This window comes from Oscillospiraceae bacterium (assembly GCA_025757985.1).
Taxonomy (GTDB): Bacteria; Bacillota; Clostridia; order Oscillospirales; family Ruminococcaceae; genus Gemmiger.
Genome location: CP107210.1, coordinates 1,722,682 through 1,738,966 on the forward strand (window position 1 = coordinate 1,722,682; position 16,285 = coordinate 1,738,966).

Sequence of the window (16,285 nt, forward strand, 5' to 3'; positions counted from 1 at the left end):
AGCTTCAACTCCTTTGTGCGCCGCGGCTGTTGAGGTAGCGCTCGCCCACGGCCTGCAGGCGGGTCAGCACTGTGCAGAACAGCAGGTAAACCAGACCGACTTCGATATACAGCGCCAGCGGCTCATAGGTGCGGGCCACAATGCGCTGGGTCGTCATAAACATTTCGGTCACGGTGATGTTGGCCGCCAGCGAGGTATCCTTGATCATGGCGATCAGCGAGCTTGCCAGCGTGGGGAACGCCGTGCGCAGTGCCTGCGGCAGGATGATGCGGCGGATGATCTGCAGATAGCTCATGCCAACGCACTGCCCGGCCTCCATCTGGCCCCGGGGGACCGACTCGAGCGCGGCGCGGATCGTCTCGGCGCAGTACGCACCCTCGTTGATTGAAAAGACGAGGACCGCCGCGGGGAACGGCTCGATCAGGATGCCGACACCCGGCAGGCCGTAAAAGACGACAAAAAGCTGCACCAGCACCGGCGTGCCGCGGATGACCCAGATGTAAAACCGGGCGATGCGCTGCAGCACCGGCACCTGTGCAAACTGGACCAGCGCCACCGCCACGGCGATGATGAGCGCCAGTGTGAAGGAAATGGCGGTCAGCGGGATCGTAACGGTCAGACCCGGCAGCAGGATTTTACCAAAGGAATCCAGAAGGATGCCGACAAGGCGTTCGGACATGGGGCGGTTCTCTCCTTTATATACGGGGGCGGTTGTATTTCCCACCAAAACAGTATGCTATGAAATTGTAGCACATCCGCCCGCATTTTGCAAGAGCCGCCGGGGCTATGGTATTTTTGCCGGTGGTGTGCTATACTGTTGAGATAGAAAAGGTACACTGCTTCCACAGAAAAGAGAAACATCATGAACACTACCGAAGAAAAACGCGAATCCATCCCGAACAGTGTCAACCGGATGCTGTTTGCCGGTATCGGCGTCATCCTGCAGGTCGCGTGGATCTGCTGGCTGGCCATCAAGCTGAACGACTACTCGACCGCCATTCAGGTCTGCACCTCGGTGCTGGCCTTCCTGATCACGCTGCGCATATACGGGCTGCATATCAACTCTGCGTATAAAATATCGTGGATCATCCTGATCCTGCTGTTCCCGGTGTTCGGGCTGACGATCTACCTGCTGTTCGGCCGCGCCGGCGCGGTCAGCGTCATGCGCAAGCGGTTCAACAGCAACCTTGCGCTGCTGCGCAGCTACCACGCGCCCCTGCTGGCCCAGCGCCGGGCGCTGCCCTACCCCGACCGCACCGCGCGCAACCACGCCCACTACCTGCAGACGCGGGCAGGCTACCCGGCCTATGACAACACCGATGTGACCTTCTACGGCGACACCTGCGCCGCGCTGGAGGCACAGAAGGAGGCACTGCGCAGCGCCAAGCATTTTATTTTTATGGAGTACCACGCCATTGAGGACGCCTCCGCCTGGCAGGAGCTGGAGGACATCCTTGCCGAGCGCGCCGCCCACGGTGTCGAGGTCCGCGTTTTTTACGATGATGTGGGCAGCATCGGCTTTATCACGAGCGCCTTTGTCAAAAAGCTGGAGAGCCGCGGCATCCAGTGCCGCCAGTTCAACCCGGTCATTCCGATCCTGAATGTTTTCATGAACAACCGCGACCACCGCAAGATCACAGTCGTGGACGGGCGCATCGGCTTTACCGGCGGCTACAATCTGGCCGAGGAATATTTTAACCGCACCCACCCCTACGGCCGGTGGAAGGACACCGGCATCCGGCTGGAGGGTGACGCTGTGCGCAGCCTGACGCTGATCTTTTTGGAGCTGTGGGGCGCGACCCAGAAGGAGCCGCCCGAGATCGAGCGCTACCTGCCCGAGGTCCCCTACACCGCGCGTGAGAACGCCGTAGTGCTGCCCTACGCCGACAACCCGCTGGATGATGAGGCCACCGGCGAGAATGTCTACCTGAACATGATCCGCAGCGCGAAGGAATATGTCTACATCACCACGCCCTACCTGATCCTGAGCGATGAGATGCAGCGTACCCTGCGGCTTGCAGCCTCCAGCGGCGTTGATGTGCGCATCATCACGCCGGGTATCCCCGACAAAAAGCTGATCTTCTCGGTGACGCGCAGCTACTATGCGGCGCTGGCCAAGAGCGGCGTGCGCATTTATGAGTACACGCCCGGGTTCATCCACGCAAAGCAGTGCGTCGCAGACGGCGCAGAGGCCGTTGTGGGCACGATCAATTTTGACTTCCGCAGCCTGTATCTGCATTTTGAGAATGCGTGCTGGTTCTGCGGCTGCCGGGCCGTGGCCGAGGTGCGCCGTGATTTTGACGAGCTGTTTCCCCTCTGCCATGAGGTGACCGAGGAGTACGCCGCCCGCCGCAGCGTTGCCCTGCGCGGTCTGGACTGCGTGCTGCGCCTGTTCAGCCCGCTGATGTGAGCCTGTATACAAAAGCCGCCCGTGTGGGACCCACACAGGCGGCTTTTCCTCATTTCAGGGCAGGTTATGCGCCGAACACCTTGGTGTAGTCGGCCTTGAACTTCTCAATGCCGGCATCGGTCAGGGGGTGATGCAGCATCTGCTCAATGACCTTGTAGGGCACGGTGGCGATGTCGGCACCGGCCAGCGCGCAATCGGTCACATGGATGGGGTTGCGGACGCTGGCGGCGATGATCTGGGTGTTGATGTCGGGGTAGTTCAGGAACATATCATGGATGGTCTCGATCAGGTCGATGCCGGGCTGGCCGATGTCATCCAGACGGCCGAGGAAGGGGCTGACATAGGTAGCACCGGCGCGGGCGGCCAGCAATGCCTGATTGGCGCTGAAAATCAGGGTGCAGTTGGTGGGGATACCCTCCGCGGAGAGGACCTTGATGGCTTTGAGGCCTTCGGCCGTCATGGGGATCTTGACGACCATGTGCTTGGGATCAAGCGCGTAGATGGCGCGGCCCTCGGCGATCATTCCCTCGGCGTCTGCGGTCGTGGCCTTGACCTCACCGGAGATGGGGCCGTCCACGATCGTGGTGATCTCCTTCAGGGTCTCGGCATAGTCGCGGCCCTCCTTTGCGATCAGGCTGGGGTTGGTGGTCACGCCTGCGATAATGCCCATGTCATTTGCCTTGCGGATCTCGTCCACATTGGCGGTGTCGATATAGAACTTCATAGAACGCTCCTCCTGTAAAAAATGTGCTTTACTGTCAACATTATTGTACACGGCAGACCGTGCCCGGGCAAGAAAGTGTGTGATAAAAACCGGACAGAAGTTTGGATTTTGCGCACCGCTTACCCCTGCCCGTAGTAGGCGTTGGGGCCGTGCTTGCGCAGGAAGTGCTTTTCCAGCACATGCCGGGGCGCCGGCTCTGCGTTGGGGTCCAGCGTCAGGGTCAGGATGCCCATTTTGGCGACCTCCTCCAGCACTGCGGCGTGGTAGACGGCCTCGGCGGCCGTTTTGCCCCATGTAAAGGGGCCGTGGCTTGCGCAGAGCACGGCGGGAAGATGCACCGGGTCGATGCCGCGCTCACGGAAGGTCTCTATGATGACCTTGCCGGTGTTCAGTTCGTAGTCCTCCTCGATCTCTGCGGGGGTCAATTCCCGGGTGCAGGGCACCGGGCCGTAAAAGTAGTCCGCGTGGGTCGTGCCGAAGGCGGGCAGGTCCCGCCGGGCCTGCGCAAACGCCACCGCATGGGTGGAATGGGTGTGGACGATGCCGCCCAACGCCGGAAATGCCCGGTACAGCGCAAGATGGGTCTTTGTATCGCTGCTGGGGTTGAGGTCTCCCTCGACCTTGTTGCCGTCCAGATCCATGACGACGAGCTGCTCCGGCGTCAGCGCGTCATAAGCGACACCGGACGGCTTGATGACGAAAAGGCCGCGCTCCCGGTCGATGCCCGACACATTGCCCCATGTGTAGGTGACAAGCCCGCGGCGGGGCAGCTCCATATTGGCCTCATAGACCTGCTGCTTGAGTTTTTCCAGCATTCTGATCGCTCCTTGTTGGCTTTTGCCTTCATTATAGCAGACCCGGTGAAAAAAAACAGGCCCCAGAGTCAAAAACACTGGATTTTTGTTCAAATATTTGCAGCGGCGCGGCCGGAATTGTGCCGTGCATAACACCAAAACCTGCATACAGACAGGATTTTTGGCGTTGCCTTGCGTTTTGCTGCGGCACAGCGCACCAGATATGGTGGCGCAGGCAGGATTTTGCAGCGGGGTGTTGTAATAAAGCGCACAATAGAATACCCCGCTGCCACACCACTTTACCTTGACAAACACGCGCTTTGTTGTATCATAAGGGTAGGAGGAAGAGCCTATGCTGACTTGTAACATGGACGTGGAGGAGCGCAGCGTCTGGCTGCGGGCCACCCCCGGCGCCGCTGCCATGGCGCAGCCCTTTTACTGCACCGAGGCCGGCAACTTTTACGGCCGCGCCCACTTTGCCACAGCCCGCACCGACAAGGATAGCTATATCCTGTTTTACACCCTGTCCGGCAGCGGTCTGATTGAGCAGAACGACCAGCGCATCGAGCTGCCTGCGGGCAGTGCCCTGCTGCTGAACTGCCGCACCCCGCAAAGCTACTGCACGGCCCCCGGGCAGGACCACTGGCACCACTACTGGGTGCATCTGGACGGCGCGGGCGTTGCCAACCTCGCCGAGGTGCTGCTGCCGCTGGGGCGGCTTTCCGCCGTGCCGGTCAGCCGGCTGGAGATGCAGCCCCTGTTTGAATCGCTGACCAGCGAGTGGGAGCATGGCACCACCGCCGCCCAGATCGAGACCGGGCTGCTGCTGCACAGGATGCTGGCGCTGATGGCGCGCCAGCTGCTGGCCGGGGACGAGAGCCGCTCCAACCGCACCCTGATTGAGCATGCGGCAGAGTTTATCCGCCAGCACTACGCCGAGCCGCTCTCGCTTGACCGGCTGCTGGCCCAGACGCCGGTGAGCAAAAGCTGGTTTTTGCGGCTGTTCCGCCAGTATATGGGCACAACGCCCTATAATTTTTTGTTGTCCACACGCATCACCCGCGCCAAGGAGCTGCTGGTGCTGACGGATTTTTCCATCAGCGAGATCGCGCATCAGGTCGGCTTCGGGGACGAGAGCAATTTCTCGACCCGCTTTGCCGCCATGGTGGGGCAAAGCCCCCAGCAGTACCGCAAAAGTGCGATGAAGCCCGCCGGGGCCGAGTGACTGCGCTTTGAAGATTTTGGGTTTTGGGAAAGAAGGCATTTTTCATGAAAACCGAACGCATTGACCGTGTGCGCACCGCCCTGCGCGCAGCGGGGCTGACACAGATGATCGTCTGCGACCCGAAGAGCATCTGGTACCTGACCGGGGTCTCCGTTGACCCCTATGAGCGGCTGCTGGCACTCTATCTGCCGGTGGACGGCGAGCCGGTGCTGTTTTTGAACCGGCTGTTCCATCTGCCGGAGGTCCCCTGCCGGGCCATCTGGCATACCGACACCGATGCCCCGGTGGCACAGATCGCCGCCGTGGTGGACCCCGCCGCCCCGCTGGGCATCGACAAGGAGTGGCCGGCGCGGTTTCTGATCCCGTTGATGGAGGCGCACCCCGGTATGCGGGTCGTGCTGTCCAGCGATTGCGTGGATGACTGCCGCGCCTGCAAGGACGCCGAGGAGCAGGCGCTGATGCGCACCGCCTCCCGCATCAATGACGCTGTGAACGAGGCTGCCAAGCAGTATGTAAAGGCCGGCATGACCGAGCGCGAGGTTGCCTCCTTCATTGACAGCCAGTACCGCGCCCACGGCTGCGAAGGGCCGAGCTTTACCACGATCGTTTCCTTCGGTGCCAATGCCGCCGACCCCCACCACGAGCCGGATGATACGGTGCTGAAGCCCGGCGATTGTGTGCTGTTCGACATGGGCTGCATCAAGGACCGCTACTGCAGCGATATGACCCGTACATGGTTCTGCGGGCAGCCCACGGAGAAGCAGGCCGCCGTGCATGACCTTGTGCGCCGCGCCAACGAGGCCGCCGAGGCGCTTATCAAGCCCGGCGTGCGGCTCTGCGACCTTGACGCTGCCGCCCGCAGCCTGATCACGGCGGCCGGCTATGGTGAATACTTCAACCACCGGCTGGGCCATTTCATCGGCCAGACCGACCACGAAAAGGGCGATGTAAGCAGCGCCAACACAGCCGTTGCCAAGCCCGGCATGATCTTTTCCATTGAGCCGGGCATCTACCTGCCCGGTGAGTTCGGCGTCCGCATTGAGGATCTCGTCCTTGTGACCGAGACCGGCTGCGAGGTGCTGAACCACAATGACAAGCACTGGGCGCTTGTAGGTCAATAACGCCCAGCATAGACAAACAGCTCCCCCGCCCGCACTGCTGCGGACGGGGGAGCTGTTTGTCTATTGCGGAATTGCTTAGTCGAGGAAGTTCTCGTTCAGGGTGACGCCGAAGTCGCGGGCGATGGCGCGCAGATCATCATCGGTGATGGTCTGGCGGATCAGTCCGCCGCCCATCGACAGCACCTTGACATAGATCTCGGCGCTCTTTTCGATGGTGTGCGCCAGACCGAAGGTGATGTCAAAGTCCGGGCCGGAGGCAAACAGGCCGTGCTGCGCCCAGACGGCAGCCTGATAGGTCTTCATCTTCTCGGAGGTGGCCATGGCGATGTCCGCACCGCCCGGCACCATCCACGGGCAGACGCCGACGCCCTCGGGGAAGACAACGGGGCACTCGGTAGCGCTCTGCCACAGTGCGCGGGTGAAGTCGCGGTCGGTCAGCGGCAGGATATAGGTCAGCGCAATGACATTGGTGGCGTGGCAGTGGTAGATCACACGGTTGGCGCCGTTGGTGGCCGCCTTGCGGACGCTGTGGTTCATGAAGTGGCTCGGGAACTCAGAGGTCGGGCGGGCACCCTCGGCCAGACCCCAGACAATGCGCCAGCTGTCGCCCTTGTCGTTGATCTCCACGATGCCGATGCTGTGGATGGGATCGGGCTCGACATTGCGGAAGAACTTGCCGGAGCCGGTCGTGATGAAGTACTCACCTGCAAGGTTATCGGCCTGAACACCCATGTTGACCCACTCGCGCGGCTCGGCGTCGAAGTAGGGGCGGCAGGCAGCGACCTCCTCCGCCGTCATGCGGTAGGTCAGGTTGCCGCCGTTGCGCTCATGCCAGCCCTGCAGCCAGCCATCGTTGCACATGCGGATAAAGCCCTTGACGCAGGGGATCTCATAAATTGTAGACATAGTTTTTTGCTCCTTTTTTTGCTTTTGCCGTGCCTGTAGGGGCCGGACATGTCCGGCCCGCCACCTTGCGCAGCTGCCCATTTACGGGTCATGATTTTTATGTTGAGGGCCGGGCATGCCCGGCCCCTACCGTGCATTCGTTGTAAATCACCGCGTAACAATATCCACTGGCACATTGAAGATCTTTGCGACCTTCAGGATCGTGTCGATATGACGGCCCGGGGCGGCGGCCATGTGGTGGGTGGGGCCGGCCTCGCTCCAGCGGTTGCAGAACTCGCGTGCGCCGCAGCTGAACCGGGTGCGCATGTTGGTATCGCCAAAGGTGAAGATGGGGCCCGGCTCGTTGACGCCCTCGGCCACGACAAACTTGAAGTGACCGTCCTTGTCCTGCGTGATGCCGAGGTAGGTCACATCGCCCACCGGCGGATAGAACTGGGTCAGGTAGCCGCCGCCGGTCTTGCCGTGGAACACCGGCACGATCTTCATGGTCGGCTTCTTGGCCTGAGAGATGTCGGCATCGCCGGAGCCGGAGTGACCGATGATGCAGATATCCTCGTTGAAGTCAATGGAGTACATCTCGCTCAGCTGGCCGCAGCCGGAGATTGTCTTGAGGATGGACATAGCCATCGACACCTTGATGTCGCCCTCGACTGCACAGGCAACGCCCTGCTTGATCAGCATCGAGAATGCGGGGATCAGCATCGAATCCAGCACGCCCGCCTTGCCCTGCGCAAAGCCGTCATAGTGGCTGGCCACAAAGGCGATCTTCTCGTCCTTGACCCACTGCTCAAACGCGACCACATAGCGGGCCATATCCCAGACCTTCTCGATGGTGCCGCCGCCCTCAATGTCAAAGGTGTCCAGAATATCCTGCGCCTTGGCGCGGATGGCGTTTTCATCGGTGATGTTGTCGGCAATGGCCCACATCTTCTCCCAGTCGAACTGCTTGGTGTAGAGCCACATGCGGTTGTACAGGTTCGTCTCGTCAATGTACAGATCCATCATGCCGGGGTAGGGGCGGCCGATCTGGGCGAGGTTTGTATCGCGGAAACGGCGGCGCACCTGAGCGGCACGGCACCAATCTTCAATCTCAGCCTGCACGGTGGGGTCACCGCCCTCGACCACACCGGTGATAACGGCATGACGCTTGCCGGCGCGCTCCAGATCCGCGACCATCTCGCCAACGGCACCACAGGCGTACAGCTCGCCCAGCCATGTCGGGATGTCGGTGTTGGCGTAGTCGGGTGCCTTCTTCTTCTGGACATTGACCAGCACGACCGGCACATCTAGATCGCGCACTGCCGGCAGCATATTATAAGAGGTAGCGTAGGTCAGCAGCTGCAGGATGACCAGATCAACATCGGCAGCGCGGAACTTATCGCCTGCTGCCATCGACTGCTCCTTGGTCGTGACGATGCCGCCGTCAACGATCTCAACGGTGTCGGGCAGCGTCTTTTTGAAGGCGGCGTACTGGCCCTCAAACTCCGGCACCAGCGTGGGGAACTGCGGCAGATAAGCGCCCAGCGCAATAGCAAACACGCCAACGCGGGCCTTGGTTTCAACTAACATGGTGGACCTCCTGTATGTGAATTTGTTGTATTTGGTAGGGGCCGGGCATGCCCGGCCCTGTCGTGTAAGGCAAAAGGTTGTTTGCGGGTAAGTAGGGCGGGGTGCCCCCACCCCGCCGGGCCGTTTACTGCGGCTGGTATTCCTTAATTTCAAAGCTGCGCTTGATAGCGGCGCGGGCCTCGGCCAGATCAGCAAACACGCCCGCGTGGATGAACTGCACCATCAGGTTGCCCAGCGCCGTGCCCTCAGTTGGGCCGGCAAAGACGGGCAGGCCGGTCGCGTTGGCGGTCTGCTGGTTGAGGTAGGCATCCTGACTGCCGCCGCCCACAATGTTCAGGCTGGTGTAGGTCTTGCCGGTCAGCGTCTGCAGCTTTTCCACCGCGCGGCGGTAATCCTGCGTCAGGGAGTTGTAAACGCACTGCATAACCTCACCGGTGGTGGCGGGGACCTGCTGCTGCGTGTCTGCGCAGGCGGCCTTGACCGCCTCGATCATCGACTCCGGCGCCAAAAAGCGGTTGTCGTCCGGATCGACACAGCTGGGGAAGTCTGCCGCCCCCTTGGCGGCGGCGATCAGTTCCGGGAAACTGGGCCGTGTGCCGGTCTGCTCGCCCAGTTCGCGGCGGATGGACTGGATCATCCACAGGCCCATGATGTTCTTGAGATAGCGGTAGCGGTACTCGTAACCGCCCTCGTTTGTAAAGTTGGCGGCGCAGCTCTCGGGGTTGGTGATGGCGCGCGGGTTTTCGACGCCGAGCAGGCTCCATGTGCCGCTGGAGAGGTAGGCGGCGAACTCGTCCCGCGCTGGCACCGCCAGAAAGGCCGAGCCGGTGTCATGGGTCGCAGGCAGGATGACCTCGGCATCAAAGCCGACCTCTGCCTGCACTGCCGTTGTCAAATGCCCCAGCACGGTACCCGCCGTTTTGATAGGCTGGAAGATGCCGCGCGGCAGGCCGAGCCTTTGCAGCAGCGCATCGTCCCAGTCCTTGCTGTCCGCGCCGACCAGTGCCGTTGTGCTGGCGTTGGTATACTCATTGGCGGCCACGCCGCAGAGCAGGTAGTTGAGGTAATCGGGCACCATCAGGAAGGTCCGGGCGGCTGCCAGCTGCTCGGGGTGTTCCTTCTTGAGGGCCATAAGCTGGTAGACCGTATTGAATGGCTGGTACTGGATGCCGGTGCGGGCATAATGCTCGGCAAAGGTCAGGCCGTACTCCTTTTCAAGCGCCTCGCGGATGCCCTCGGTGCGCTCATCGCGGTAGGCCACGGCATCGCCGATGCGCTGCCCTGCCTCGTCCAGCAGAACGAAATCCACCGCCCAGGTGTCAATGCCGATGGTTGCGGGGGCAAACCCGGCATCGTGGGCGGCGCGCAGGCCGTTGACGACCTCTCTGGCCAGCGTGTCGATGTCCCAGCAGAGGTGGCCGTCCTTGCGCCGGACGCCGTTCTCAAAGCGGTAGACCTCCTGCAGGACGATCCTGCCGTCCTGCACGGTGCCGACAATGTGCCGCCCGCTGGATGCGCCGATGTCGACCGCCAGTGTACAAGTCTGCATAGTGTTCTCCTTCTTTGCAAAATGACAGTACTTTTCACTCAATGTATCTGCATTATACGCCACCGTCTGCGGCTGTTCCATCCCCAAAACAACTTGATTCTTTGTGAAAATTCCATTCTTTTTCCTGCCCTGCCGTCCCCTTTTGCCGCAGCATCCGGGCACAGGCGGGTAAGCAGGCACATTTACAAAAAAGGGAGGGCCGCCGAAGCGGTCCTCCAAGGAAACAGGCCGAATTATATACAAGCCCCCAAAATTTGCTTTACAGCACCGGGATTCCCGGCCCGGTTTGCATATATTCCAGCGCCGTATGTTTGCAATCGCATTACAGCTTCTTCAAATAGAATCGGTTCATCGTGCTGTGCTGGGTCACACACAGCTTCTCGATCTGCTGAAATCCCATCTTCTCATACAGCTGCAGGGCTACGGCAAAGTTTGTATGTGTTTCCAGATACAAGCTCTTGTACCCTGCCGCTTTTGCGCCCTCCTCAACGAGCTGTACCAGATCTTTTCCGTAGCCTTTCCCTTTGACGGAATCCACCAGATAGAGCTTTTGGAGTTCTGCACAATCGTCCAGACCTTCAAATTCCGCAAACCCCGCACCGCCAATAACCTGGCCGTCCTTACCAAGCGCGACAAAGTACCGGCGCTTATCGGGCTTCTCGCTGTAAAAGGTACTCAGGTGGTCCAACTCCGGGTCGAAATATACTGTCCCCGGAAGATCCAGATGGAACTTCTTCAAATTATAGCGGGCGATCTCGGCAACTCTTGCATCATCAGAAGGCTCAATTTCTCTATACTTTACCATCGTACTCTCCCCCACTCATTCCTTATCGGCGGCCCAGCTGCTCAAAATGGTAGCGCGGTTTTCCAACACTCTTTTTCCCGTATTCAATCGCTTTGGTCGGACAATAGCAGATACATGCCATGCAATGGGTACAATCGTTTCCCCACACCGGCCTTCCGGCCCTGATGGTAATGTTGTTCAGCGGGCAACGGTCGGCGCATTGTCCGCAGCCGATGCAGGCATCACTCACCTGAAACGCAGCAGCTTTCACAAAAAGCCGATAAAAAATCGGATTTACTGCGCTGCTCATAAACCGGTCATAGAGGTTGCTTCGCGTTGCCGGGAAAGGCTTTTTTTCTTTCAGGCAGGCAATGGCGTCTGCGATAGCAGGCTCGGCTGCCCTCACGATGCTTTCGGCCTCTTCCCTCTCCGGGGCCTTGAACATGGCGATATAATTTTCCGGCATGACGATCTGTGCCGTGCCCTTATACTGCAGGCGCTTTTCTTCGGCAAGGACACGATTGAATTTTGCGGCATTACCGATCTCGCTGCCGCAATCCATCACAAACCAAATGCGCTTTGCCGAAAGCAGCTCCGTTTTAGTAAGCCACACAGACACGATTTGCGGGATACGCCACGCATAGGTAGGTGTGACGAGGACAATATCTTCCCCCGCCTGTATCGGCGCATAGTCTGCCGCCTTGATTTTTGCATTCAAGTCCACTATTTCGTCCTGCAGCGCCTCTGCAATGCGCTCTGCGATATAGCGGCTGTTTCCGGTCCCTGAAAAGCATAGTATCATTGTGGTGTTCCCTCCGCAAGCTGGAATGAGTCTTGCTCAACTTCTTATAACACTATCACGTAGTCAACACGCCAAAGCACAAAACAAATCCAATGGCACCAACGGCCATAAACGCCAGACCTATTCCGGCGGATTTTTTTCTTTTTTCAATAAGCTGTAATTGTTCACCGTCTATAGTTTTCAGCGGATAATTTCTTCTTTGTATCAGATATAACAGCAATCCGCTTGAATTGTTTCCATTGGCTGCAAGCAACCCCCACAGCTTCGGATGTTCCAGTCCACGCGCAGCCGCATCAAGCACCGTTAGCTTGTAGATCTGATAAACGGTTTCTGCCCCGCCAACAACTGCGGCTGCAACAAATATCACGGCCAAAACCATATTCCACTCTATCATCCATTTCTCCTTAAATCCGTTTGATAATTTGATACAGCAGCACAGACGAGCTCATAATAGCCAGACAGAATACCACAAGCAAATAATAGCTCTTGTCCGGCAAAAGCATACTTAAAGTAATCAACAGAATCACTGTAACCGCATTAAGTATAATAGCGCCTATCAATTTCTGCGTGCTTTTTACAACATTTGTACATTCTTCCAGATGCTCCATCATTTCCCGGTCTCCCTTTAATAAATCATCAAGGCTTGTGGAATAAAGATCGCTTAACGCAATGACGCTGATAATATCCGGATACGATTTTTCGTTTTCCCAATTTGAAATTGTCTGTCTGGACACATTGATCTTTTCAGCAACGTTTTCTTGCGTAAATCCGGATTTCATACGAGCATCCTTCAGCTTTTTCCCGATCTCCATATTCGCAGCCCCCCTTTCGGAAACATCTTGCCACATTGCACCTCTATTGTCTATCAAATTGCTTTTACACGAAGGAATTTCAAGTGTCAAAATTGTTTTACATAACGAATGAACGCGGTTTTAAGAACGAATTTTATCTCTTACCGCCTCTGCATTGCTGCATTCAGTATACCACGCTTTTTTCTCTCAGGAAAGCTTCTGCACACAAAAAAACAGACCCCTGCTGCATTGATGCTGTCACGGTTGCCGCCGAAGCAGGTCACGCCCAGCCGAGCACGACTTTAATGATCTACACCCAGCAATACAAAAAACTCCGGGAGTCGATACGCAATCAGTTGAGCCGTGAATTGTACGAAAAATAAAGAATCGCAGCCACACCATTTTTCAAAAACAGCGCGTCTGCGTTCTTTTATTGGTGGGCCGTGAGGGATTCGAACCCCCACTCAAGCGGTTATGAGAATCACGAAAATCTTAAAATCCCGTTTTTCTTGTGCAACAGTGACAAATAGCATCGGCGCACGAGCAAGAGGCATTAGTTATTATGACGGAGTTTTTAGTCCGATTTCGTAGTGAAAATCAGACTAAATCGCCAGGTTCGTCGCCAGAAAAAAAGCTGGCGACGAAAATCGCCAAAAAAGACTCATTTGGTGCGATTTTGGCGATGAAAAAAGCTACTGTGGATTCGAGGCTTTTATGCCCCACCGTTTTTCTCATTATAAATCGTTCATTTTAGAATGTCAATATCGCCAACAAGGGGGAAGTGTACCATTTTAGTAGAATACCGACCCAGTGTTCCTCTCCCCCACACCCCCTCTCCAGCTGGCTGAAGAAACAGCCAACTGAAAAAGAGAATATCGGCTCTTATAAGCATCTTACCTGTCCACAGGCAAGGTGCTTTTTTAATTTCAAAAATCGGAGGTCATCATGGGCAAATATCAAAAAAATATTGAGGCTGCACGGCGCATCAGCGTCATGCAGTACCTTGAAACCTACCATCCCGGCGAGCTTGTCCGCAAAACAGACAAGGAGTATTGCACCAAGACGCACAGCAGCCTTGTTATCACGCCCGCAAATGGGCTGTTTCACTGGTTTTCGCAGAGCAAGGGTGGCAACAATGCACTCGACTATCTGGTAAAGGTTGAGGGCATGGACTTTGTCTCGGCGGTACGGTTGTTGAGTGCAATGGCTCCCGCGCCTGTTTCTATTCAGACGGCTAAGGCTTCTTCTCCCCAGCAGCACACGACCCGCCCGTTTGAGTTACCCACCGCAGATCGAAACACCGAAGCTGCAACGGCCTATCTGATGCACCGTGGCATCAGCCCGAAAGTGCTGCGCTACTGTGTGGGTAGTGGAATCCTATACCAAACTACGCGCGGCAACTACCGCAACTGCGTTTTTGTGGGCAAAGATGAAAACGGCGTACCGCGCTCTGCTTTTCAGCGCGGCTGTCAAGGCAGCTTTCGCGGAGATGTCGCGGGCAGTCAAAAGCAGTATGGTTTTCTGATTCCCGCCGAATCAGAAAACTGCGATACCGTGGAAATCTACGAAGCCCCCATTGATGCCATGTCCGGCGCAACGCTGCGGCAGTACAAACACGATTCCCCGTGGCGCAGCGTCCACTACTTGGCGCTGGGCGGGTTGAACCATCAGCCGATTGACTACTTTTTGCAGCAGCATCCCGAAGTAAAGCGCGTGTCGCTTTGCTTTGACCGTGACGACCCCGGACGAAACTTCACAAAAATTGTTGCGAAACAGCTTGCAGAACGCGGATATGTCGTACAGGACACGCCCCCCGCCATAGGCAAGGATTATAACGACTATCTGCTGGCGGCTCGTAGACTTATCAGCATGGAACGGTAAAGGAGCAGAAAATGAAAACTATTGCAGTAGCAAACCAAAAAGGCGGTGTGGGCAAAACGACCACCACCGTAAATCTTGGCACAGCACTTGCGGCGATGGGCTACAAGGTGCTGTTGGTGGACGCCGACCCGCAGGGCGATTTGAGCAGCTATCTCGGCTATGCGGGCACCGAAAACGGCGCAACAATCAGCGACCTAATGGAATCTGTTATCAAGGACGAAAAGCCGCCAGAAGTGGTAATTCACCATGAAGAAAAGGTAGATTTCATTCCCTCCGACATTGGTCTGTCTGATATGGAAGTGAGCCTTGTAAATGTTATGGCGCACGAAAAAATCATGGAACAGGCATTGGAGCCGTTTAAGGATAAATATGACTACTGCTTGATCGACTGTATGCCCTCGCTGGGCATCATCACCGTGGCATCGCTTGTTGCGGCGGATCGAGTGCTGATTCCTGTGCAGGCACAGCATTTCGCCCTCAAAGGTCTGGTGTCCCTGTTCAAATCCGTCAACCAAGTAAAGCGCCGTATCAATCCCCGGTTGGATATTGACGGCATTGTGCTGACGATGGTGGACAAGCGCACCAACCTATCCAAAGATGTGTGTGCTGCCCTGCGCAGTGCCTACGGTCACGCGCTGAAAATTTACCGTGCAGAAATCCCGGTCAGTACGCGCACAGCAGAAAGCGCTGCCAGTACACATAGCGTGCTGACCTACGATGCCAACGGGCCAGCCAGTATGGCATATAAAGCGCTTGCCAAGGAGGTGACGGAAAATGAGAGAGTACGGCAGCAACATCAATCTGCCCTCACTCGATAATCTCTTTTCGAGTGAGCAGGAGCGGCAGGACGCAAAATTAGAGAAAATCCAAATTTTGCCGCTGACGGAACTGCATCCCTTTCGGAATCATCCTTTTCAAGTCCGTGACGATGACGAAATGGACAAAATGGTGGACAGTTTAAAAGAATACGGCGTTATGACCCCTGCCATTGTCCGCCCTCGGAAAGATGGTGGGTATGAAATTGTAGCGGGCCACCGCCGCTGTCATGCCAGCCAGCGGGCGGGCGTGGAAACTATGCCCTGCATTGTGCGGGATATGGACGACGATACTGCTATTATTCTGATGGTGGACAGTAACTGCCAACGAGAGCATATTTTGCCGAGCGAAAAGGCGAAAGCGTATCAGATGAAGCTGGAAGCCGTAAAGAGAAAGAGCGGCAGACCGTCAAAAATAAATTCGGGCCAAGTTGGCCCGAATTTTGATGAGCGTCGTTCAAACCAAATTGTCGCGGATGAAGCCGGTGAAAGTGTTAAGCAAGTCCAGCGCTTCATCCGTCTGAACAAACTCACCCCTGAACTCATGAAAATGGTGGATGATGGCAAGCTAAAAACCACTCCCGCCGTAGAACTTAGCTACCTTACCCCCGAAGAACAAGAGGACTTCCTCTCTTACATGGAATCCGAGGGTTGCACACCATCGCTATCACAGGCGCAAAAGCTCAAAGAAGCCAGCAAGGAAAGCGTACTGACACCAGAAAAAATCCAGCATATTATGGCCGCCAAACCGCCAAGTGTAAAGCCGCGTGACCCGCAGCTTATGATTCCCGTTGCAAAAGTTGAACGATACTTTCCGAAAGGCTTTACAAGCGACCAGATGCAGCAGGTTATCGTAAAACTGCTGGAAAACTATGCCCGCGCCCACCAGCACGGCAGCAGATGAGGGGGGACAC

At 57.0% G+C, this 16,285-nt stretch carries 17 protein-coding genes; 6 read left to right on the forward strand and 11 right to left on the reverse strand.

Annotated features, from left to right (window positions below; all coding sequences use genetic code 11):
• Window positions 1-4 precede the first annotated feature (4 nt).
• Window positions 5-679: an amino acid ABC transporter permease gene (locus OGM67_08520; GenBank protein UYJ33634.1), complete on the reverse strand. Its 675-nt coding sequence runs from the start codon at window positions 677-679 to the stop codon at window positions 5-7.
• A gap of 183 nt (window positions 680-862) precedes the next feature.
• On the opposite strand from OGM67_08520, the gene cls reads away from it, so the two are divergent.
• Window positions 863-2,410 carry a cardiolipin synthase gene (cls, locus tag OGM67_08525; GenBank protein UYJ33635.1) on the forward strand — a complete coding sequence of 516 codons (1,548 nt, stop codon included), beginning with the start codon at window positions 863-865 and terminating at the stop codon, window positions 2,408-2,410.
• A gap of 64 nt (window positions 2,411-2,474) precedes the next feature.
• On the opposite strand, the gene fsa is transcribed toward cls, so the two are convergent.
• Together fsa and OGM67_08535 are read right to left on the reverse strand one after the other, a co-directional pair.
• Window positions 2,475-3,134 (reverse strand): fructose-6-phosphate aldolase, encoded by a 660-nt coding sequence (fsa, locus tag OGM67_08530; GenBank protein ID UYJ33636.1) that lies wholly within the window; start codon window positions 3,132-3,134, stop codon window positions 2,475-2,477.
• A gap of 119 nt (window positions 3,135-3,253) precedes the next feature.
• Complete coding sequence (locus OGM67_08535; GenBank protein UYJ36213.1) at window positions 3,254-3,946, reverse strand: L-ribulose-5-phosphate 4-epimerase; 693 nt, start codon at window positions 3,944-3,946, stop codon at window positions 3,254-3,256.
• Between the two features lie 334 nt (window positions 3,947-4,280).
• Between OGM67_08535 and OGM67_08540 the strand changes: the two genes are divergently transcribed.
• Complete coding sequence (locus tag OGM67_08540) at window positions 4,281-5,153, forward strand: AraC family transcriptional regulator (GenBank protein ID UYJ33637.1); 873 nt, start codon at window positions 4,281-4,283, stop codon at window positions 5,151-5,153.
• Between the two features lie 44 nt (window positions 5,154-5,197).
• Entirely contained in the window at window positions 5,198-6,274 is a 1,077-nt protein-coding gene (locus tag OGM67_08545) for a Xaa-Pro peptidase family protein (protein UYJ33638.1), read from the forward strand.
• A gap of 75 nt (window positions 6,275-6,349) precedes the next feature.
• On the opposite strand, the gene rhaD is transcribed toward OGM67_08545, so the two are convergent.
• From rhaD to OGM67_08585, 8 genes are all read right to left on the reverse strand, one after another.
• Window positions 6,350-7,180, reverse strand: a complete 831-nt coding sequence (gene rhaD, locus OGM67_08550) for a rhamnulose-1-phosphate aldolase (GenBank protein ID UYJ33639.1) — start codon at window positions 7,178-7,180, stop codon at window positions 6,350-6,352.
• Window positions 7,181-7,327: 147 nt separating this feature from the next.
• Window positions 7,328-8,749 carry an arabinose isomerase gene (locus OGM67_08555; protein UYJ33640.1) on the reverse strand — a complete coding sequence of 474 codons (1,422 nt, stop codon included), beginning with the start codon at window positions 8,747-8,749 and terminating at the stop codon, window positions 7,328-7,330.
• Window positions 8,750-8,873: 124 nt separating this feature from the next.
• Entirely contained in the window at window positions 8,874-10,298 is a 1,425-nt protein-coding gene (gene rhaB / locus OGM67_08560; protein UYJ33641.1) for a rhamnulokinase, read from the reverse strand.
• Window positions 10,299-10,620: 322 nt separating this feature from the next.
• Window positions 10,621-11,103 carry a GNAT family N-acetyltransferase gene (locus tag OGM67_08565; protein ID UYJ33642.1) on the reverse strand — a complete coding sequence of 161 codons (483 nt, stop codon included), beginning with the start codon at window positions 11,101-11,103 and terminating at the stop codon, window positions 10,621-10,623.
• A gap of 22 nt (window positions 11,104-11,125) precedes the next feature.
• The gene (locus tag OGM67_08570; GenBank protein UYJ33643.1) at window positions 11,126-11,884 is read right to left on the reverse strand and encodes an EFR1 family ferrodoxin; all 759 of its coding nucleotides are present in this window, start codon (window positions 11,882-11,884) and stop codon (window positions 11,126-11,128) included.
• Window positions 11,885-11,939: 55 nt separating this feature from the next.
• Window positions 11,940-12,278: a hypothetical protein gene (locus tag OGM67_08575; protein ID UYJ33644.1), complete on the reverse strand. Its 339-nt coding sequence runs from the start codon at window positions 12,276-12,278 to the stop codon at window positions 11,940-11,942.
• 10 nt (window positions 12,279-12,288) lie between these two features.
• A complete protein-coding gene (locus OGM67_08580) occupies window positions 12,289-12,696 on the reverse strand; it encodes a helix-turn-helix domain-containing protein (protein UYJ33645.1) in 408 nt (135 codons plus the stop codon).
• A 576-nt stretch (window positions 12,697-13,272) separates the two neighbouring features.
• Window positions 13,273-13,410 carry a hypothetical protein gene (locus OGM67_08585; GenBank protein ID UYJ33646.1) on the reverse strand — a complete coding sequence of 46 codons (138 nt, stop codon included), beginning with the start codon at window positions 13,408-13,410 and terminating at the stop codon, window positions 13,273-13,275.
• 210 nt (window positions 13,411-13,620) lie between these two features.
• Here OGM67_08585 and OGM67_08590 point away from each other — a divergent pair, with 210 nt between their 5' ends.
• Genes OGM67_08590 through OGM67_08600 form a run of 3 tightly spaced genes read left to right on the forward strand, consistent with a single transcriptional unit; the run spans window position 13,621 to window position 16,275 of the window.
• Window positions 13,621-14,556, forward strand: a complete 936-nt coding sequence (locus OGM67_08590) for a DUF3991 domain-containing protein (protein UYJ33647.1) — start codon at window positions 13,621-13,623, stop codon at window positions 14,554-14,556.
• Window positions 14,557-14,567: 11 nt separating this feature from the next.
• Window positions 14,568-15,374, forward strand: coding sequence for an AAA family ATPase (locus tag OGM67_08595; protein ID UYJ33648.1), 807 nt, complete (start codon window positions 14,568-14,570; stop codon window positions 15,372-15,374).
• Complete coding sequence (locus OGM67_08600; GenBank protein ID UYJ33649.1) at window positions 15,331-16,275, forward strand: ParB/RepB/Spo0J family partition protein; 945 nt, start codon at window positions 15,331-15,333, stop codon at window positions 16,273-16,275. The genes OGM67_08595 and OGM67_08600 overlap by 44 nt, the downstream gene beginning before the upstream one ends.
• Window positions 16,276-16,285 lie beyond the last annotated feature (10 nt).